Source organism: Pseudomonas sp. AC532 (assembly GCF_979258965.1).
Map to the genome: position 1 here is coordinate 1,518,391 of NZ_OZ409888.1, position 19,209 is coordinate 1,537,599.

18 protein-coding genes are annotated in these 19,209 nt (G+C 60.9%); 9 read left to right on the plus strand and 9 right to left on the minus strand.

The window, feature by feature from the left end:
* Positions 1-45: 45 nt before the first annotated feature.
* Both ACZ0AV_RS07255 and ACZ0AV_RS07260 read right to left on the minus strand, forming a co-directional pair.
* Positions 46-1,620 carry an ABC transporter permease gene (locus ACZ0AV_RS07255; RefSeq protein ID WP_499150412.1) on the minus strand — a complete coding sequence of 525 codons (1,575 nt, stop codon included), beginning with the start codon at positions 1,618-1,620 and terminating at the stop codon, positions 46-48.
* A 2-nt stretch (positions 1,621-1,622) separates the two neighbouring features.
* Complete coding sequence (locus ACZ0AV_RS07260; RefSeq protein WP_499153318.1) at positions 1,623-2,615, minus strand: extracellular solute-binding protein; 993 nt, start codon at positions 2,613-2,615, stop codon at positions 1,623-1,625.
* Between the two features lie 188 nt (positions 2,616-2,803).
* Here ACZ0AV_RS07260 and ACZ0AV_RS07265 point away from each other — a divergent pair, with 188 nt between their 5' ends.
* The 3 genes from ACZ0AV_RS07265 to ACZ0AV_RS07275 all read left to right on the plus strand — a co-directional run bounded on the left by ACZ0AV_RS07265 (position 2,804) and on the right by ACZ0AV_RS07275 (position 4,518).
* Positions 2,804-3,400 (plus strand): NAD(P)H-dependent oxidoreductase, encoded by a 597-nt coding sequence (locus ACZ0AV_RS07265; protein ID WP_499150413.1) that lies wholly within the window; start codon positions 2,804-2,806, stop codon positions 3,398-3,400.
* A complete protein-coding gene (locus ACZ0AV_RS07270; protein ID WP_499153319.1) occupies positions 3,401-4,015 on the plus strand; it encodes a TetR/AcrR family transcriptional regulator in 615 nt (204 codons plus the stop codon). It begins immediately after the preceding gene.
* A gap of 131 nt (positions 4,016-4,146) precedes the next feature.
* Positions 4,147-4,518, plus strand: coding sequence for a PH domain-containing protein (locus tag ACZ0AV_RS07275; RefSeq protein WP_499150414.1), 372 nt, complete (start codon positions 4,147-4,149; stop codon positions 4,516-4,518).
* A 180-nt stretch (positions 4,519-4,698) separates the two neighbouring features.
* Here ACZ0AV_RS07275 and ACZ0AV_RS07280 read toward each other — a convergent pair whose 3' ends face one another.
* The 3 genes from ACZ0AV_RS07280 to ACZ0AV_RS07290 form a co-directional block, all read right to left on the minus strand.
* On the minus strand, positions 4,699-6,834 hold the full coding sequence (locus tag ACZ0AV_RS07280) for a TonB-dependent siderophore receptor (protein WP_499150415.1): 2,136 nt from the start codon (positions 6,832-6,834) through the stop codon (positions 4,699-4,701).
* A 551-nt stretch (positions 6,835-7,385) separates the two neighbouring features.
* Complete coding sequence (locus ACZ0AV_RS07285) at positions 7,386-7,787, minus strand: PA0061/PA0062 family lipoprotein (RefSeq protein ID WP_499150416.1); 402 nt, start codon at positions 7,785-7,787, stop codon at positions 7,386-7,388.
* A gap of 23 nt (positions 7,788-7,810) precedes the next feature.
* Positions 7,811-8,098, minus strand: coding sequence for a hypothetical protein (locus ACZ0AV_RS07290; protein ID WP_499150417.1), 288 nt, complete (start codon positions 8,096-8,098; stop codon positions 7,811-7,813).
* A 248-nt stretch (positions 8,099-8,346) separates the two neighbouring features.
* Here ACZ0AV_RS07290 and ACZ0AV_RS07295 point away from each other — a divergent pair, with 248 nt between their 5' ends.
* The 5 genes from ACZ0AV_RS07295 to ACZ0AV_RS07315 all read left to right on the plus strand — a co-directional run bounded on the left by ACZ0AV_RS07295 (position 8,347) and on the right by ACZ0AV_RS07315 (position 13,471).
* The gene (locus ACZ0AV_RS07295) at positions 8,347-9,306 is read left to right on the plus strand and encodes a GlxA family transcriptional regulator (RefSeq protein ID WP_499150418.1); all 960 of its coding nucleotides are present in this window, start codon (positions 8,347-8,349) and stop codon (positions 9,304-9,306) included.
* 143 nt (positions 9,307-9,449) lie between these two features.
* The gene (locus ACZ0AV_RS07300; protein ID WP_499150419.1) at positions 9,450-9,842 is read left to right on the plus strand and encodes a DUF2946 domain-containing protein; all 393 of its coding nucleotides are present in this window, start codon (positions 9,450-9,452) and stop codon (positions 9,840-9,842) included.
* 315 nt (positions 9,843-10,157) lie between these two features.
* On the plus strand, positions 10,158-10,544 hold the full coding sequence (locus tag ACZ0AV_RS07305) for a DUF2946 family protein (RefSeq protein ID WP_499150420.1): 387 nt from the start codon (positions 10,158-10,160) through the stop codon (positions 10,542-10,544).
* Positions 10,545-10,646: 102 nt separating this feature from the next.
* Complete coding sequence (locus ACZ0AV_RS07310; RefSeq protein WP_499150421.1) at positions 10,647-12,725, plus strand: TonB-dependent receptor; 2,079 nt, start codon at positions 10,647-10,649, stop codon at positions 12,723-12,725.
* 221 nt (positions 12,726-12,946) lie between these two features.
* Positions 12,947-13,471, plus strand: coding sequence for a putative natural product biosynthesis protein (locus ACZ0AV_RS07315; RefSeq protein ID WP_499150422.1), 525 nt, complete (start codon positions 12,947-12,949; stop codon positions 13,469-13,471).
* Between the two features lie 276 nt (positions 13,472-13,747).
* Here ACZ0AV_RS07315 and guaA read toward each other — a convergent pair whose 3' ends face one another.
* From guaA to ACZ0AV_RS07335, 4 genes are all read right to left on the minus strand, one after another.
* Complete coding sequence (gene guaA, locus ACZ0AV_RS07320) at positions 13,748-15,325, minus strand: glutamine-hydrolyzing GMP synthase (protein ID WP_499150423.1); 1,578 nt, start codon at positions 15,323-15,325, stop codon at positions 13,748-13,750.
* Positions 15,326-15,403: 78 nt separating this feature from the next.
* A complete protein-coding gene (gene guaB / locus ACZ0AV_RS07325; protein ID WP_499150424.1) occupies positions 15,404-16,873 on the minus strand; it encodes an IMP dehydrogenase in 1,470 nt (489 codons plus the stop codon).
* Between the two features lie 247 nt (positions 16,874-17,120).
* Positions 17,121-17,657: a sugar ABC transporter ATPase gene (locus ACZ0AV_RS07330; RefSeq protein ID WP_499150425.1), complete on the minus strand. Its 537-nt coding sequence runs from the start codon at positions 17,655-17,657 to the stop codon at positions 17,121-17,123.
* Positions 17,658-17,774: 117 nt separating this feature from the next.
* Positions 17,775-18,239: a multidrug/biocide efflux PACE transporter gene (locus ACZ0AV_RS07335; RefSeq protein WP_499150426.1), complete on the minus strand. Its 465-nt coding sequence runs from the start codon at positions 18,237-18,239 to the stop codon at positions 17,775-17,777.
* A gap of 87 nt (positions 18,240-18,326) precedes the next feature.
* On the opposite strand from ACZ0AV_RS07335, the gene ACZ0AV_RS07340 reads away from it, so the two are divergent.
* Positions 18,327-19,202 (plus strand): LysR family transcriptional regulator, encoded by an 876-nt coding sequence (locus ACZ0AV_RS07340; RefSeq protein ID WP_499150427.1) that lies wholly within the window; start codon positions 18,327-18,329, stop codon positions 19,200-19,202.
* Positions 19,203-19,209 lie beyond the last annotated feature (7 nt).

A 19,209-nucleotide genomic window follows, 5' to 3' on the forward strand; every position in this document is an offset into this window, starting at 1 on the left:
CGCGATCACGCATTGGCCCACGAACCGATGCCAGCGCCCCGCCCGTTACGATCGCCGATAAGCCCGCGTGGTCAGCAGATACACCGGCAAGCCCGACACCAGCACGATCAGCGCGGCATAAGGCGCGGCGCCGGCATATTCCAGGTTGCCGGTGTGCGACCAGACCTTGGTGGCGAGGGTTTCCAGACCGGTCGGACCGAGAATCAGCGTGGCCGTCAGTTCCTTCATGCTGTCGAGAAACACCAGCACGAAGCCGGCACCGATGGCCGGCGAGATGATCGGCAGCGTCACCCGTAGAAAGGTTGCGATCGGCGTGTGGCCGAGGGTACGTGCGGCCTCTTCCAGCTGCGGCGAGGCCTTCTCCAGCGCCACGCGGATCGGCCCCTGGGCCATGGGCATGAACAGCAGCGCATAGGCCAGCAGCAAGAGGATGCTGGTCTGGTACAGCGCCGGTACGTAGCCGAGGGCGAAGAACACCAGCGACAGGGCGATCACCAGGCCCGGCAGGGCGTGCAGCAGGTACGGCAGGCGATCCGCCAGGGTTGCCATGCGCCCGGAGTAGCGCACCACGACCAGGCACACCGGCAGCGCCAACAAGCAGCTGAGCAAGGCGCCGCCGAAGGAATAGGTCAGCGAGGACCACAGCGTTCGAGCGATTTCGGCGACCGGAAAGCTGGCCGAGCTGCCCTCGACGATCCAGAACCCCAGCATCACCAGCGGCACACCGCAGCCGGCTGCCACCAAAGCCGCCAGCACTGCCTGCGCCAGGATGCTCCAGCCGCCCAGCCGCACCCGCGCCGCACTGCGCGCCACGCCCTGGCCGGTGCGCGCATAACCGCGCCCGCGCAGGCGGAACTCGCCCCACAACAGCAGCATGCACAGCCCCAGCAGCAGGGCAGACAGCATTGCGGCGTTGCTGCCGCTGAACTCCAGCTCGAACTGCTGATAGATGGCGGTGGTGAAGGTCTGGTAACGCATGATCGACGGCGCGCCGAACTCGACCAGCATGTGCACGGCGACCAGCAGGCTGGTGGCCATCAGCACCGGGCGCAGCAGCGGCAGCGTCACCCGCCGGAACACCTGGCGACGGCTGCAGCCGAGCATGCGCGCCGACTCTTCGAGGGCGGGGTCGAGGTTGCGCAGCACTGCCACCACCGGCAGGTAGATCAACGGGTACTTGGACAGGATCATCACCATCACCGTGCCGCCCAGGCCCTCGAACAACGGGCTGAGCGACACCCAGGTAAAACCGCTGACGAACGACGGGATGGCGAACGGCAGGCACAGCAGCACGTTCCAGTGCCGGCGCCAGCGCAGGTCGCTGCGCTCCACCAGCCAGGCCAGCGCCAGGCCAAGCAGTGCGCAGCCCAGAGTCACCAGCACCATCAGTTTCAGGGTGTTGGCCAGCAGGCCGAATACGAAGGGCCGCCAGAGCAGCGCAAAGGCTTCATGCGGGCCCACCTGCGTGGCACGCACCACCACGAAGAACAGCGGCAGGGCGGCGAGCAGCAGCAGCGCCAGCACCGGAACCTGCAACCAGATCGGCGGCGCCTTGCGCCGCCGGGCGCTGGCGGCTACCGGAGGCAGTGGCAGTTCAGGGGTTACCACCTGGGGCTGCATGGTCAGTTCATACCCACTTCGCGTTGCAGCTCCAGCGCATCTTCGGCCAGGCCGATCTGCGCGGCGGTAATGGCCGGTGGCTTGAGCTGGTCATACGGTTTGAGCAACGGATCGGCCTGCACCTTGGGGTTGACCGGGTATTCGGCGGATTTGCTCAGGATGGCCTGCTGCCCTTCCTCGCTGACCATGAAGGCGATGAACTGCTGGGCTTCCTTCGGGTGCTTGCTCGCCTTGACCACCGCAGCTCCGGACACGCTCGACAGGCCGCCTGCATCACCATCGGCAAAGTAATGCAGCTTGGACGTCAGTTCGCCCTTCTCCTTCTTCAAGGCCGTCCAGTAGTAGCTGTTGACCAGCGCGGCGCCCACTTCACCGTTTTCCACGGCCTTCATGGCAATCACGTTGTTGGTGTAGGTGCTGCCGAATGCCTTGAGGCCGGTCAGCCACTCCTCGGCCGCCTCGCGGCCATTGAGGCGGATGACCGCTGCCGTCTGGCCGAGAAACTCGCCGCTGCTCGGCACGAAGGCGATCTTGCCCGTCCACTCGGGGTCGGCCACTTCCAGCACGCTTTTCGGCAGCTCGGCTTCGCTGACCAGATCCGGGTTGTAGGCCAGCACCCGCACGCGCGAGGTGATGCCGATCCAGTTGCCGTTATCGTCCGAGAATTTGCCATCGATCTGCTTGAGGGTGCCGTCATCGACCTTGGCCAGCAGGCCCTGGCTGCCGAGCTTGATCAGCGGTGGGGCTTCTTCGGTGTAAATGATGTCGGCCGGCGAACGCTCGCCCTCTTCGGCGATCTGGTTGGCCAACTGGCCGCCGCCGCCCTTGCGTATCAGCACCTTGATGCCGGTCTTCTTCTCGAAGGCTGCCGCCACGGCCTTGCCGGTGGCCTCGTGCTGACCGTTGTAGAGCGTCAGGGTCACTGCGTCGTCGGCCTGCACGCCGCCAGCAAACAGCAGGGTGGACAGAATGCCCGCGCCAACAGCGCGCGCCATACCGGTTACTCGATTAGCCGACATTGACCGCTTCCTCTGAAACAAAAAGTTACCAGCGATTATACGGGCCAATTGCGGCTGCTTCTCAAGCAATGCGAGGAAACCGTTCAAAGGTGACCGGTGCAGGACTCGACAACCTACCAAAGGTAAGTTACTAATAGTAGGAATTCACTTCTCGGAAACCTCTCATGCATACCCTGATCGTTGTCGCACACCCCGACACACACTCCCTGACCCAGGCGATCGCCAGGCAGATCGGTTACGGCGCGACCAGCGTCGACAGCGGCCATTCGGTGGAGATCGCCGACCTTGCAGCCGAAGGCTTCGATCCGCGCTTCAACGCAGCGGATATCGCCCTGTTTCAAAGAACCACCTCCACACCAGCGGATATCGCCGCCGAACAGGCACGCCTCGACCGTGCCAATGCACTGGTGTTGGTCTACCCGATTTACTGGTGGTCTTTCCCTGCCCTGCTCAAGGGCTGGATCGACCGGGTGTTCACCAACGGCTGGGCTTATGAGGATGCCGAGAACGGCAAGGTACTGAAAAAACTGCAACGCCTGCAGGTCCACCTGGTGGCCGTGGGCGGAGCGGACGCAGGCACTTTCACGCGCCACGGCTATGGCGAGGCGATGAAGACCCAGATCGACCATGGCATATTCGATTACTGCGGCGCTCCGGTGGTGTCTTCCCATTACCTGCTGGCCTCCGACCCTGGCTTTCCGGAGGCCCATCTGGAGACGGCACTGGCGATTGGCCGTAAGCTGTGCGCCGAGCAATCCTGAATCGCCTGGAGTCCCGATGAGTTCGCAGCCCCCCTGTCACCACGCCGCCGCCTGCCCCGCGAGGAACGCACGCGTCAGCTTCTCGAAGTGGCCTGGCAACTGATCGGTGAAGACGGCACGGATGCGCTGACGCTGGGCAGGCTGGCCGAAGCGGCCGGCGTGACCAAGCCGGTGGTGTACGACCACTTCGGCACCCGCAACGGGCTGTTGGCAGCGCTCTATCAGGACTACGACGAGCGCCAGACGTCGATTTTCGACGCCGCCGTGCACGCCACAGCGGCAAACCTGCAGGACAAGAGCCGCGTCATCGCCGCCAGCTACGTCAACTGCGTGCTCACCCAGGGCCGGGAGATCTCCGATGTGGTGGCCGCCCTCACCGGCTCCCCGGAGCTGGCGGCGGTGAAGAAGCAGTACCAGCATGCGTTCATCGACAAATGCGCGGCCATTCTCGCGCCCTTCTGCGCGCGCGGCGATATTTCGCCCGCCGGCATGTGGGCGATGCTCGGCGCTGCCGACTCGCTCTCGGATGCAGCCGTCGCAGGCGACATCAGCGAGCAACAGGCACAGGACGAATTGCAGGCCATCATCCTCGGCCTGGTCGAGCGGAGCCGTTAACGCAGCCTCGGCGCATAGCCGCAACGCGCGAAGACGATCGCCAACCGACCTGCCTGGTTTGCCGCTTGCCAAAAGCACGCCATGGCCGTCTTCTACACAGCAAGACCTGAACCTCACGGAGAGCGCAGCGCATGATCGATTTCAACAACAAAGGCTATTTCAAACTCAAGCAGAACGACGAATACGCCCAGCGCGTCAGCGCCCTGCTGGTTGAAAACGAGTATGTCGTCGAAGCCTACAAATCCATGCGTGACGGTGTGGTGTTCACCAACAAGCGCATCATCGCCGTGAATGTGAAGGGCCTGACCGGCAGCAAGAAGGATTTCACCTCCCTGCCCTACAAGAACATCGTCGCCTATTCGATCGAGACGTCGGGCACCTTCGATCTCGACTCGGAACTGGAAATCCACTTCTCGTCTCTCGGCAGCGTGAAGTTCGAATTCACCGGCAAGACCGCGATAGTGGAAATCTCCAAGCTGATATCGTCACACGTGTTTGGTTGACGCCCTCAAGCGGTGCCATCGCCACGACCCAGGCACAAAGAAAAAGGCGCGAATCGACCAGCGATTCGCGCCTTTTTCATGAGCTGTCCCCGCCGCCGATGCAGAGCCTCGAAGCAGCCTGCGGCATGCACGGGGCATCGCCCGAGCAGGAAAGTACCGCTCGGGCAATGCTCTACCGGATTACCAGTTGTAACTCACTTTCGCCGTCACTTCGCGGCCAGGGTTGTAGTAGTGGGCAGTACCCGAGCCGACCACGTGCTGCTCGTCCAGCAGGTTGCTGACGTTGATGGCCAGGTCAGTGCCTTTGGTGATGTTGTAGTTGAAGGCGGCATCGAACAGGGTGGTGGCGTCGCTTTTGCTGGTATTGGCAAGGTTGAAGTAATAGGCGCCTACATAACGAGCCCCCAGGCCTGCGCTCATCTTCGTGCCAGGGAAGCTGTAATAACTCCACAGCGACGCAGAATGCTTCGGCGCAACATCGAACTCGTTGCCCTCGCGAGAGGGATCGATGTCACGAATGATCTCTGACTCCATATAGGAATAGCCACCGACCAAGCTGAGGTTTTCGGTGATATCAGCCTTCGCTTCCAGATCCAGGCCGCGCGTGCGTGTCTCACCAATCGTTTGTTGCTCGATGCGGTTGTCCGGCAGGGTAACCGCGAAGGTAACGTCATCCTGGGTCAAGTCATAGACGGCCGCCGAGAACAGCGCATTCATATTCATGGGGGCATACTTCACGCCGATTTCATACTGCTTACCGCGCTTCGGCGTGGTGCCAATCTCGGGTGGAGCGACCGACTCGACCATGCTGACGTAAGTAGACACTTCGTCGGAGACGATATAGGTCAACGCACCGCGGTAAGACGTTTCGGAAAAGTTGTCGTTATCGTCAAACTCTGGAACGGCGTTGAAGTTGTTGAATCCTTTGCTGGACAGATCCATGAAATCCCTACGCGCGCCGGCCGTTACGATGAAGCGCTCATAGAAAGAAAGGTTCTGCTGGAGGAAGACGGCAGTGGTTTTGGCGTTTTCATCGCGAACTGTATAGGGTGCGGCTCCGCGTGCCACTCCGGTGAACACCGGGTTGGCAATGTCGATCGAGGAAGCAGGTGTGAAGATCGAACTGGTTTTGGTCGAAGAGTCGAGGTATTCGATCCCAACCAGCGAACTGCTGTCGATATTCTCGAAGCGGTGATCGTATTGAAGCATCACGTTGCCGTTGAGCTGGTCTGCCTCACTGTCCGTCGCGAATTGCACACGGTCGATGGTGGTGCCTACACGTCCAGCGGTATCGCTCAGGTACACGTAGCCGAAGTCATCAGTCAGCTCGCTATAGCGAAGGTTACTGCGAAGCACGAAACCATTGTCGAAATCGTGGGTGATATTGCCGCTGAAGCTCGTGCGCTCAACATCGTGGAAGTTGTAGCTGGGCTCTCCAAAGAACTCATCGCGGTCGTATTCCCTGTCCAACGGATAACCACCGCTGTTGGGCGAACCTTCGGTTTTCAGGTGATCCAGAATAATGGTCGCCGAAGTAAATTCGGTCGGTGCCCAGGTGAGGCCGCCCATCAAAAGCTGATTATCGTCCTGCGAATGGTCGTACTCGCGTTCACTGTCTTGCTTCTTCGCGGTCAAACGGCCGGCCAGAGTCTTACTATCATTGAGCGCATCGCCCACATCGATGCCGACTTCCTTGTGATCGAAGGAACCGTAGGTGGCATAGCCTTGGCCAAACGAGTTGAAGCGAGGCTGTTTGCTCACGAAGTTTACCGAGCCACCTGGATCAGCCGGGCCAAACAGCGTGGAGTTGGCGCCGCGCAGCACTTCGACCCGCTCATAGGCGAAGGGGTCTTCACGCACACCACGCATCGAACTGAGGGTCAGACCATCACGATAAGTGGTGGCCTGAAAACCGCGGATCTTGAAGTAATCATTACGGTCATCTGAGCCGTAATAGTCGGTGAGGATGCCCGGGGTGTACTGCAGTACCTCTTCGGTAGTACTGGCGCTGCGCTGCTCCATTTCCTTCTGGGTCACGACGGATACGGAAGCAGGCGTGTTGAGGATGCTGGTGGCGACCTTGCCACCCACCCACAGCTCCTGAGCGACGACCGTACTGGCGTCATCGCTTGCAGCCGCCTGGGAATTGACGATGATCGGCGCAAGGCGGTAGGTCTCATCCTCACCGATAGTGATCGCCTCCTGGGCGTTCGCTCCGAGGGGAGCCGCTACCAGTGGAGCCCAGAACAGGGCGGCCGTAGCGGTTCGCTGCCAGGACATCGTGGTGGTGATAGCCCCGGTTTTGCAATGAGTCATGCTCAAGATCCTTGATTGTTATGGACATTTCCGTCGTCGTGAAGGCCCGGCGGAGATCGTACAACCAATGGTATTCGAAAATAACTATCACAACGATAGTCATTCACATGTAAAACTGAAATTCTCCTCACAACCCGACAAAACGCACCTGCGGGCAAAAACCAGGCACCCCATCGCCACATGACGGGCCGCTACCGCACCTCGAACACGCAAGAATTCACGGCGCACAGGCAGCCCTTCTGGCGGACCATTCGGGATCATTCCGCGTTTGATCAGGAGACCGCAGCTGCATGGCGACCCCGGCGATGCCTGGCATGCGGGGGTTCCGTGAGCAGCACCCGGTGGCTGGGTGTCGGGCTGATGAATGAAGCGTGCGCAGGTCTCCTCGGTGAGGTTACGCCAGCGCGCACTCAGCCCTGTATGCGTGCCGAGGTCGTGTCGAGGTACATTCCGTAGACCGCAAGCGGAAAGGCAGCCGCGCTCGAGTCATATGAAAAGCTAACGTGATGTGAGGCGTTAAGGTACCGAGACAACTTATCCGTTGGTATGCATCAAAAAGCACGTTCCGCCAACAGCACGCCATGCTCGTCACTCAATTGCAGGGCTTTGGTCACCCCCCTGTCAACGAGCGATAGTTGGTAACTACGTGCCTTTGCGAAACGGTGGTAATCGATCAGCACAAATTTGTTGAGCGTGTCGTTTTTACCTGAATCACCAACCACAAGCACTTCCAGGCGGTTGGGCCCTGGCGCAACGGAAAAGTAACGCCCATGTTCCACAGCCGCTCCATTCAACTTGCTGGCCACCAGTGTGTAAGTGGCGTCACTGGAGAGCATCACTACACTGTTCGAGGCCGCTGGTGCCGGTAGCCTGTTGGTACAGGCTGACAACAACACGACCGCGACAACAATCATCCACCTATTCATTTTTTTACCGTCGAGTGTGGTTGGCATTCAATTTCCGCAAGCGCGGTGTTTCATGCTGCTGCACTGGCCAAGTCCCCGAACGAGACCCTGGAACATTTGGCAATCAGCAGATTGACAAGCACTTCAAGCGGTTTTGAAGACAGGTGATCGTGCATGGCGTTTGCGTCATACCAGACGAACTCGATGACCCAGCCATTGGTGACCTGAGTTCGTTGCAATCTGCACCCCATACACCTGACCGAGACCTGCCTTATGTATTTCAAAAGCAAGAGAACCTCTAACTGCAGGTCTTCGCCCTTTTTCGCTTCGAACTCTATTACGTTGATTACCGGTGACATTCTGAAACCCCTAAGGCTTGGCGCGCATAGAAAGGGCATTTGAAGGCGAACGTGCCTATGGAACGGCTGCGGTGGTCGCCCTGGCATTCCCGATACCGCGCCGAGCAGGCGCGAATTCATGAGCTGAAAGAGGCTTTTTCGGGATTGCGGAGCCAGCATAAATCAGGCTAATTTGGCGAAAATGACAAAAACCTTCTTGTTTCCGCCAATCGCTGAAAACTCGGCGGCCACCCTCGGCAGGGGTCTCAATGGTCAGCAAGTCGATACAGATCATGTCGTATCCGGGGATCAGCCTTCTCGATTTGGCGGGGCCTCTCGATGTTTTCATCGCGGCCAACCACTACACGAAATCGCCAACCCCTCCCTACTCGTTATCCATCATCGCGCTGGAGAGCAATACGGAGGTTTTCACGGGGCTTTCCCTGAGTGCCAACGTGCTAAGCGCTGATACGCCGGCACCGAACATGCTGATAATTCCTGGCGGGCCAGGTATTCAGGCGTTTTGCAAAGAATCGAAATTCTCCAGGTTCGTCGCTCATGCGGACAAGGCAGAACGCCTGGTGTCGGTATGCACCGGCATATTCGCATTAGCGGCGGGCGGTAAATTGAGCGGCCGAAAAGTAACGACTCACTGGTCGGCTTATGAAGAACTGGAAAAACGCTATCCCAACGTGATCGTCAAGAGAGGGCCAATCTTCATCAATGATGGGAACGTCTGGACGTCAGCGGGCGTGACGTCAGGGATCGATCTTGCTCTTTCCATTATCGAGCAGGACCTGGGCCACACCGCAGCACTTGAAGTCGCAAGGCACCTGGTAATGTTCCTCAAGCGCCCCGGTGATCAGGATCAGTTCAGTTCATCCCTGAAACTGCAGTCCGGCAGCAGCCAGTTTTCTGACCTGCACGCCTGGATAAGTACAAACCTGAACCTGGATCTCTCTGTTCCGGTACTGGCCGATTTCATGCACATGACCGAGCGTACTTTTCTTCGTAAATACACTGCGGATACAGGGCAGACCCCCAGCAAAATGGTCGAGCTGCTTCGGCTGGATGCTGCCCGCCACCTGCTTGTCACCTCCAACAGCCCCCTCAAGGAAATAGCTTACAAATCAGGCCTTGGTAGTGAAGCAACGTTGATCAGGCGGTTCATCAAAGCATTCGGCGTGACGCCAAGGGAGCATCGTGCGCATTTCAGATCAAGGCCATGACGGGCTGCATGAACCGCATGCGGCGTTAACGCAGCGACGTTGCTGCGGGCTTGCCGAGTACGCTCTGCACCCCCGCCAACGTGCGGCAATTAACCACGCCTCCTGCCCGCGCGTGCACGCGCCCGAGTGGTAAAGTCGCGCCCATGAACATCTCGCGCAATGAACGGACACTCGTTGCATGGATGCTGTACGCCAGCGTCCTGTTCAGTCTGTTCGCCTGGGGTATTCATCACGGTCAAATGAGCGGACTGGCGCTTAGCGGCCTCGATGGCGGCTACTGCTCAATGAGTGGCGGCCAGGGCTTCGAGGCAGACGGCTCCGACCAGACGCAACATGCGGCCTCCCAACTCAACTGCCCGCTGTGCTCCTCCTCTTCGCTTGCAGTCGCCGTCAACATGGCTGACTGGAATCTGCGCGACATGCCCAAGGGCAGCCTTTCTCCGGTAGTCACACGTACCCTGGCGCAGCCCCCTCCCCGCGACTGCTGGCCCTCTCTCAACCCCCGCGCACCACCCACCACTTCCTACGCAGTGTGAATCCTTCTGGCTGATCCGCAGCATTACGCCTTGGCGTTGCTCGGAAACAGCGCGTACCCATTCGTGTGGAATTGCTGTTCATGAATCAACAAAACACCCCTCTGGTGCAGCGGCGTGGCGCCTGCAGTCTTGCGCGTGTTCGAATTACCCGAGAGCACAATCCGCTTGCCGATGGTAGAGAGCTGCAGGCTTGTAGAGACGCGTGCTGCCTGAGGCAGACCAGCCTTACCACTCTGCGCGTCTGACCACCATGAAGCGCTATCTCCATCCGTGGCACCGGTGGCTGTCCAAACCAGACACCCAGAGCAACAACGCATGCCGATGAGCCGCCCTCCTGGAGCATTCACCGCCTGGGCGCTCTATGGCTGCGTGCTCTTCAACCTTTTCGCCTGCGCAACGGCGCACGGGCAGCTGAGCGGCTTGACGCTCAGCGGATTGCAAGGCGGGTTTTGCCTTTCCCTCGACAACCAGGCCGTCACAAAGATGAAGGGGCTGGCGGGCCAGGCCTTGCCACAACCGCTGAGCAAGATCGACTGCCCGATGTGCTCGTTCGGCGGTGGGGTCGCGTCGCTGAAGAGTACCGCCTGGCTGGTAACCCTGCCGGCACTGAACACTCCATTCACTCCCCCTCATCAAACACCCCACACCACGGCACTGCATGACCGTGTGGCGCATCTTCCCCGGGCGCCGCCTTCCTGCTGACTGTCTGGCTAACGGCCTGACAGCTCTTTTCGATTTGGCTTGACCCTTTGGCTTGCATGCCTCGCATCGAGGCGTGCTGCTTACGCCTATCGTGTCCACAGGATGCACATAATGTCCGTAGATATTCGCTCCCGATCCACCTGCCGCTCGACACCGCCCCTGCTGCTGTCTTGCCTATTTGCTCTTGCTCCGCTGAGTCAGGCCGTTGCCGACACCCGCACAACGGGCGATTCGGTCGTCACCCTCGGCGCGGTCAGCGTCGTTGCAGGGCAAGCCGGCCCGCTGGCCAGCCACAACATTCTCAGCTCGGTCGATGTGCTGGGTGCCGACATCCTCGCAAGGCAGCCGGTGCAATACAGCTGGGAGCTGTTCAATCGTGTCCCGGGCGTAATGCTGACCCCGTTCAATCAGGGCACCACCTCCGGCAAGTTGTCGTTTCGCGGTTTCAATGGCGAGGGTGAGGTCAATGCCGTCAAACTGCTGATCGACGGCATCCCCAGCAATACCAACGACGGCAATATGCCCTTCATCGACATGGTCTTCCCGCTGGAGATCGACAGCATCGAAGTGGTGCGCGGTACCAACGACCCGCGTTACGGGCTGCACAACATTGCCGGCAACGCCAGCATCAACACCCGCCAGGGCGGCAACGAAGGCAAGCTGCGGCTGCGCCATGGCAGCTTCGACACCCGCGAGCTGCAACTGGTCAAAGGCATCGAAGACGGCAACTGGAGCCAGAACTACGCGTTCAGCTATCAGGGCAGCGATGGCTATCGGGATCATGCAACGGCCGAGCGCATGAGCTTCTCAGGCAAGTGGTTCTATACCGCAGACGATGACGGCTGGCGTGCCGGTCTGATCGCCCGGCACTACACCGTCGATGCCGACGAAGCCGGCTACCTGAGCCGCGCCGACTCTCGCGACCGGCCGCGACAATCCTACGCCAACAACGCCACCGACACCGGTGAGCGGGAAATGAACCAGCTCAGCCTGCACCTGGACGCCAACCTCTCGGACACCTTGAGCTGGGCCAGCAAGGCCTACGTGAATACCTTCGAAGACCGCCGCTGGACGCAGTACTGGCGAACCTCGTCGCAACAGGAGCGCTACGCCGACGAAACCCAATACGGCGCGCTGAGCAGCCTGACCTGGCGCCCAGAAGTAGAGCATCTGCATGCCTTCGCTCTGGAGGGTGGCGCCGAAGTGCAGCGCCAGGAGAACGAAAGCCTGCGTTACCGCACGCAGCAGCGCAACCGCGTTGCGCAAACTCGCGAGCAGCGATTCGACCTGAATGTTTACGGCACTTACGTACAAGCGGTGATCGAGCCCACCGACTCACTGAAGATCATTCCCGCGTACCGTGTCGACAAACTCTACGGCGGGTACGTCAACGGCTTGAGCGGTGAACACGCCGACGTCAACGATTACGGCCTGATCAAACAGCCAAAGATCAGCGTCGTCTACTCGCCCTGGGAGCAAGCCAGCCTGTATGCCAACTGGGGCCGCAGCTATCAGGTCGGTGTCGGTTCGGCGGCTTATCGCCTCGCGACCCTCAGCGACGACCTGAAACCCTCGATCAACGATGGCTGGGAAACCGGTATCAAGTTCAAGCCAGCCGCCTGGATCGATGGCCGTATCGCCTACTGGGAGCAGAAGGCGTCGGATGAAGTGCAGCGCAAGCTCAACGACGCGGTCGGCGATGCCGAGAACGTCGGCAAGACCCTGCGCAAGGGCTGGGACGTGCAGCTCAATCTATACCCCACCGACGCTAGTAGCATCTGGCTGTCCTACTCGCGGCAGTTCTCCGAGATCCTTGAGCCCAACCCCAACCTGCCGGCCAGCAAGGGGCAGGAGATGGATCACGTTCCCCATCACCTGTATGCAGCAGGCTCGACCTATCAGCTGACGCCAAAGCTCGAGCTGTCCGCCTGGGTCAATGGCCAGAGCGACTACTACCTGGAGCGCACCAACAGCACCGGGAAGTTCGGCGATTACGTGCTGCTCAACCTGGGTGCGGGTTATCAGGTCACGCCAACCCTGAGCATCGATGTTCAAGCCAAGAACATCACCGACCGTTACTACGAATACGCCTGGTATGACGACAGCGCCGGCGTGCAGCAATCGCTACACGCTGCTGGCGACGGCCGGGCGGTTTATGCAGGGCTCACGCTGGACTTTTAAACAGCAGCGACAAGTGCCACGCAGTGCTAGCTACGTGGCATTCGCTCATGCGGCGAACGCTTACGAGGACCCTTATACGGGCTCGAAAATGACAAACCTACCTGATGAACACCCAGTACATCGTTACTTGGCGTACGGCATTTCTCCTGGCGGTCCGCTGCTTCACAGCGACAGCCAGCGCGAAGACGTGACCCGCCGCATACGCAGTGAGGCTCAGCATCATGCCTGTACCTAAGCAACGACCCAATGATGCGATATTTCCAGACTACCCGAGCAACGCCAGGACATTCATTACGCTGGACTCGAAATTGCTACCTTACTGGCACCTGATCTTCGACTTGTGCCCCGTGCTTTTGAAGCTGGACCCGCCTGATGGGTTGAAGGTGTTCCGGCGATTCATGAGCTGGGCCTATCGCAACCAGCCCTCACAAGACTGGACGTTTCATGTGAGCCTGTGTCGGTGGTTGCTGAGCTCAGCGTTCGCTGCCGAAGTGCATACGCCTCATGTCGAGAGCTTGCTCTGCGCGGCTGCGGCGCGCTGGGCAAGCAATGACTACAGCCGCGCGAAGGGCATAGTGATCGTATGCACGTTGATACCGGCAATCACGCTCGAGTGGAAAGACTACGACAGTCAACCGGCTAGCGACTTTCAAGTGCTGCCCCCCGCCAGGATGGATTTTGCCTGGTCGCCGTTAACTGCAAGTGGGGAGCAAGGATTCCAGCGTTGGCTACGCATACCCGAGTGACGATGGTCACAACCAACCTCCAGAGTCGCGCATGCTGCTGTGGTTCGCAGCCTATGCGGCAGCTGAGGGGCGCTTGCGTTTTAAACCCGCAACTTGCTCAGGCAGGCATATCAATGCCTGTTTTCCTATCCAATCGACGAACGCCTTTTCAGGGATCATGACATCTACCGCACCCACCGAGCACATGGTTTCACAAGGCTGAAATGAAAAAAGCCCGCTGTTACGCGGGCTTGGAAGCACTTAATTCGCTACTGCTGGCTTGCGCCGGACGCGGGATCATTCCCACTCAATAGTCGCTGGCGGCTTGCTCGACACGTCGTAGGTGACGCGGGAGATGCCGTCGATTTCGTTGATGATACGACCGCTGACGGTTTCCAGCAGCTCGTACGGCAGGTGTGCCCAGCGGGCGGTCATGAAGTCGATGGTTTCCACCGCGCGCAGGGCCACGACCCAGGCGTAACGGCGGCCGTCACCAACCACGCCAACCGATTTAACCGGCTGGAACACCACGAACGCCTGGCTGACCTTGTGGTACCAGTCGGCCTTGCGCAGTTCTTCGATGAAGATGTGGTCGGCGCGACGCAGCAGGTCGGCGTATTCCTTCTTCACTTCACCGAGAATGCGCACGCCCAGGCCCGGGCCCGGGAATGGGTGGCGGTAGACCATGTCGTACGGCAGACCCAGCTCGAGGCCGAGGCGGCGGACTTCGTCCTTGAACAGTTCGCGCAATGGCTCGACCAGCTTGAGGTTCATTTCCTCGGGCAGGCCGCCGACGTTGTGGTGCGACTTGATCACGTGGGCCTTGCCGCTCTTGGCGCCCGCGGACTCGATCACGTCCGGGTAGATGGTGCCTTGCGCCAGGAACTGAATGTTGTCGAGCTGGCTGGCCTGGGCATCGAACACGTCGATGAAGGTGCGGCCGATGATCTTGCGCTTCTTCTCCGGGTCGGCTTCGCCGGCCAGGTTGTCGAGGAACTGCGCTTCGGCGTTGGCGCGGATCACCTTGACGCCCATGTTCTCGGCGAACATGGCCATCACCTGCTCGCCTTCGTGCAGGCGCAGCAGGCCGTTGTCGACGAAGACGCAGGTCAGCTGATCACCGATGGCCTTGTGCAGCAGCGCCGCAACCACCGAGGAGTCCACGCCACCGGACAGGCCGAGCAGCACATTGGCATCGCCCACCTGGGCGCGCACCTGGGCGATGGCGTCTTCGGCGATCTTCGATGGCGTCCACAGGGCTTCGCAGCCGCAGATGTCGAGAATGAAGCGCGACAGGATGCGCTCGCCCTGCTTGGTGTGGGTCACTTCCGGGTGGAACTGCACGCCATAGTAGTTGCGGTCGTCGTCGAACATGCCAGCGATCGGGCAGCTCGGCGTGCTGGCCAGCACGTGGAAGCCAGCCGGAATTTCGGTGACCTTGTCGCCATGGCTCATCCACACGTCGAGACCGAATACACCGTCGGCATCGACATGGTCTTCGATGCCATCAAGGATGCGGCTCTTGCCGACTACATCGACACGGGCGTAACCGAATTCGCGCAGGTCGGAACCGGCTACGCGGCCACCGAGCTGCTCGGCCATGGTCTGCATGCCGTAGCAGATGCCGAACACCGGCACGCCGAGGTCGAATACCGCCTGGGGGCAGCGCGGGCTGTTGGCTTCGTGTACCGACTCCGGGCCACCGGCGAGGATGACGCCGCGCGGAGCGAATTCGCGAATTGCCTCATCGTCCATGTCGAACGGGTGCAGCTCGCAGTACACGCCGATTTCGCGCACGCGGCGGGCGATCAGCTGGGTGTACTGGGAACCGAAATCGAGGATCAGGATGCGGTGAGCGTGGATGTCGAGGGCCATGACTAGTTCTCGTCAGTGGAAAGCAGAAACAACGCGGGGCTGTCGATAACAGCCCCGCTTACAGGTATTACCGGCGCATCAACCTACGCGGTAGTTCGGCGCTTCCTTGGTGATCTGCACGTCGTGGACGTGAGATTCGGCCATGCCGGCACCGGTGATACGCACGAACTCGGGCTTGGTGCGCATTTCTTCGATGGTCGCGCAACCGGTGTAGCCCATGGAGGCACGCAGGCCGCCCATCAGCTGATGAACGATGGAGCCCATGGCGCCCTTGTAGGCGACGCGGCCTTCGATGCCTTCCGGCACCAGCTTCTCGGCACCGGCCGCGGAATCCTGGAAGTAGCGATCCGAGGAACCCTGTGCCTGGGACATGGCGCCCAGCGAACCCATGCCACGGTAGGCCTTGTAGGAGCGGCCCTGGAACAGCTCGATCTCGCCCGGCGCTTCTTCGGTACCGGCGAGCATGGAGCCGATCATCACGCAGGAAGCACCGGCAACGATGGCCTTGGACAGGTCACCAGAGAAACGGATGCCGCCATCGGCGATCAGCGGAATGCCGGAGCCTTCCAGGGCGGCGGCGACGTTGGCGACGGCGGAAATCTGCGGCACGCCAACGCCAGCGACGATACGGGTGGTGCAGATCGAGCCAGGGCCGATACCGACCTTGACCGCATCGGCGCCCGCTTCGGCCAGCGCCAGTGCGGCGGCGCCAGTGGCGATGTTGCCACCGATCACCTGGATGTCCGGGAAGTTCTGCTTGACCCAGCGCACGCGCTCGATCACGCCCTTGGAGTGGCCGTGAGCGGTGTCCACGATGATCACGTCGACGCCCGCGTTGGCCAGTGCGGCAACGCGGTCACCGGTATCGGCGCCGGTACCGACGGCTGCGCCCACGCGCAGACGACCCTGGTCGTCCTTGCTGGCCAGCGGGTAGGCCTTGGCTTTTTCGATGTCCTTGACGGTCATCATGCCCTTGAGGGTGAAGGCGTCGTCGACGATCAAGACTTTCTCGATGCGGTGCTTGTGCAGCAGCTCACGGACGACTTCCTTGGCGGCACCTTCCTTGACCGTGACGAGACGCTCTTTGGGCGTCATCACTTCACGCACGGTGGCGTCCAGACGGTTCTCGAAGCGCACGTCACGGGAGGTGACGATACCGACCAGGTCACCGTTGCTCAGCACCGGTACACCGGAGATGTTGTTCTGGCGGGTCAGTTCGAACAGGTCACGCACGGTGGCGTCGGCCTCGATGGTGATCGGGTCCTTGACTACACCTGCTTCGAACTTCTTGACCTTGCGCACTTCGGCAGCCTGCTGCTCGATGGTCATGTTCTTGTGGATGATGCCGATGCCGCCTTCCTGCGCCATGGCGATGGCCAGGCGGGCTTCGGTCACGGTATCCATGGCGGCGGAAAGCAGCGGGATATTCAGCTCGATGCCACGGGTAAGGCGAGTCTTGAGGCTCACGTCCTTCGGCAGAACGTCGGAAAAACCGGGAATAAGAAGAACGTCGTCGAAGGTAAGGGCTTCTTGACTGATACGCAGCATGGCGGGGGCTCCCAGGCGGGAAAATCGGAAGCGCGCCATTATACCGAGTCCGCCCCTGTCACTCAATGTAAAGAATAGGGATCGACCGTTTGGCAATTATTATCATTGATTCTCAACGACCGGGGAACCGAAGCGGATTCATGTAGCCTGATCTATCTCAGGCTCAAGGAAGAGCTCCCCTTTCCCCCGCAGCGCCACACCACCGGCTGATCATCACGCCGCGGCACGGCGCTGCGTCCGCCTCGCCTCAGGCCTGCACCAGCGCCACCGGGTAACCCAGCCGTTCAGCAAACTCTTCGACGAAGGCCGGCGTGAAGCGCGCATCGGCCCAGCCGTTGAAGATGAACCCCAGGTTGGAAAAGCCGCAGGGCTGCAGAAACAGAAAACCGTTGATGTCATCTTCGTGCCGGCATTCGGGGCAGGTGAAGTTGTCGGTGTCGCCGGGCATCCATTCGTCCAGGCTCTCGAACAGCGCCTCACCGACTTCCCGGCGGCACTCGGGGCAACCCGCTTCTTCGAGAAAATCCTCAAGGGGCGTGTAGATGCAGCGCCGGTAGATGACCTCCAGGCCGTTGATGGGCTGGCCGAACGGCAGCCGCTCGGCGAACTCGACCACCCTGCTCGCCCCCGGTGCGATGGCATAGGCCATGCCGCTGCGCCCGCAGGTGGTAGGCAGCGCCTCGACGATATCGCGCTTGGCGAGCCAGCGGAGAATCTGCTGCGCCTTGCGCTCGTGGCCAGGGAAGGTGGAAATCCGTGGGACGAGGATGCTTTGAGTGGCCATGGCCTTGCCTTCGAGAAGCTGCAAACCGCGAAGCTTAGGGGTTGCCGGCAGTCGATCACAAGCCACAGCGCGCCTGGCCGACAGGCTGCCCTTGCCGACCAGGCGCGTGCCCCGCGGTTAGCGGCAGGCCAGTTGGCGGGCCTGGCGGCGGTTGAAGTAGCGCTCGCGCAGGCTGTCGTAGGCCCAGTTGTAGCCCAGGGTGTAAGGCAGGAAGAACAGAATCAGGCCGATATCCAGAAAGAATGCTGCCAGCAGGCTGATCGACAGCCACCAGGCCGCCAGGGGCACCAGCACCAGTATCAGCCCGGCTTCGAACAGCAAGGCATGACTGATCCGCGCCCACAGACCGCGCTCGAACCCCATGCGGCGCTGGGCTGCGTCGAACAGGACGTTGAAGATCATGTTCCAGAGCATGGCGATGGCCGAAAACATCAGCGTAAGGGCGCCCATGTGCGCCAGGGATTTGCCCATGACCCAGGCCAGCAGCGGCGCGCACACCACCACGGCGATGACTTCGAACAGGGTCGCGTGCAGCACGCGCTCCTTGAAGGTGCGGCGGGCAAGATGATTGGGCTGACTCATTCCGGTAACTCGCAAGGTAACGACGATGACGCTATCCTCATCGGAAAAACAGCCAGAGCAAAGTTGCCAGCCATCGGCAAAACCGATATGAACCTATCACCCGAATCACTGCATGCATTCGCTCAGGCGGCGGCCACCGGCTCGTTCAGCGCCGCCGCCAGGCGGCTCGGCAAAAGCCAGTCGACAGTCAGCGAGGCAATTTCCCGCCTGGAAATCGACCTCAATGTCAGCCTGTTCGTGCGTGGCGCGCGCCAGCTGACGCTCACCGAGGCAGGCAGCAGCCTGCTGAGCCGTGTGCAGGACGTGCTGGCGGCCTCTGATCGGTTGCTGCGCCAGGCAGGGCAACTTGCCGCCGGCCTGGAACCCAAGCTGACCCTGATACTGTCGGACGCCTACCAGGCCAGCCAATACCAGGCGCGCCTGGTGGAGCTGGATCAGCGCTACCCGGACCTGGAGTTCGAATGCTTTTTCGCCGAGCACGCCGATGTGCTCGACCTGGTCGGTCAGGGCCGCGGCCACCTGGGTCTGCTGGCGGCCCAGGCCAGCTACCCGCCGGAGCTGGCCCACGCCAGCCTGGCGGACTGCGCGGACTTCGGCCTGTTCGTGGCCAAGGGGCATCCGCTCGCCCAGTTGCCACGCGTCACTACCGAAGATCTCGTCCACTGGCGCGTGTTGCGCCTGAGCACCGTGGCCGACCAGGGCGCCGAGCTGGACGACCTGCCAGGTAGCGGCGGACGCTGCTGGTCGGCGCCGGACTACCTGCTGTTGCTGGAAATGGCCACCCTGGGGTTTGGCTGGGCGGCGCTACCCCGACAGTTGGTGCTGGGACACGGCGATGGGCGCCTCCAGGAACTGGCTATCAATGGCTGGCCCAAGCAGGTTCCGGTTGACGTGGTCTGGTCGCGAGAGCGTCCGCTGGGCCCTGCAGCGGCGTGGCTGCTGGAGCGGCTGCTGGCCGTCTGAGCGGCGT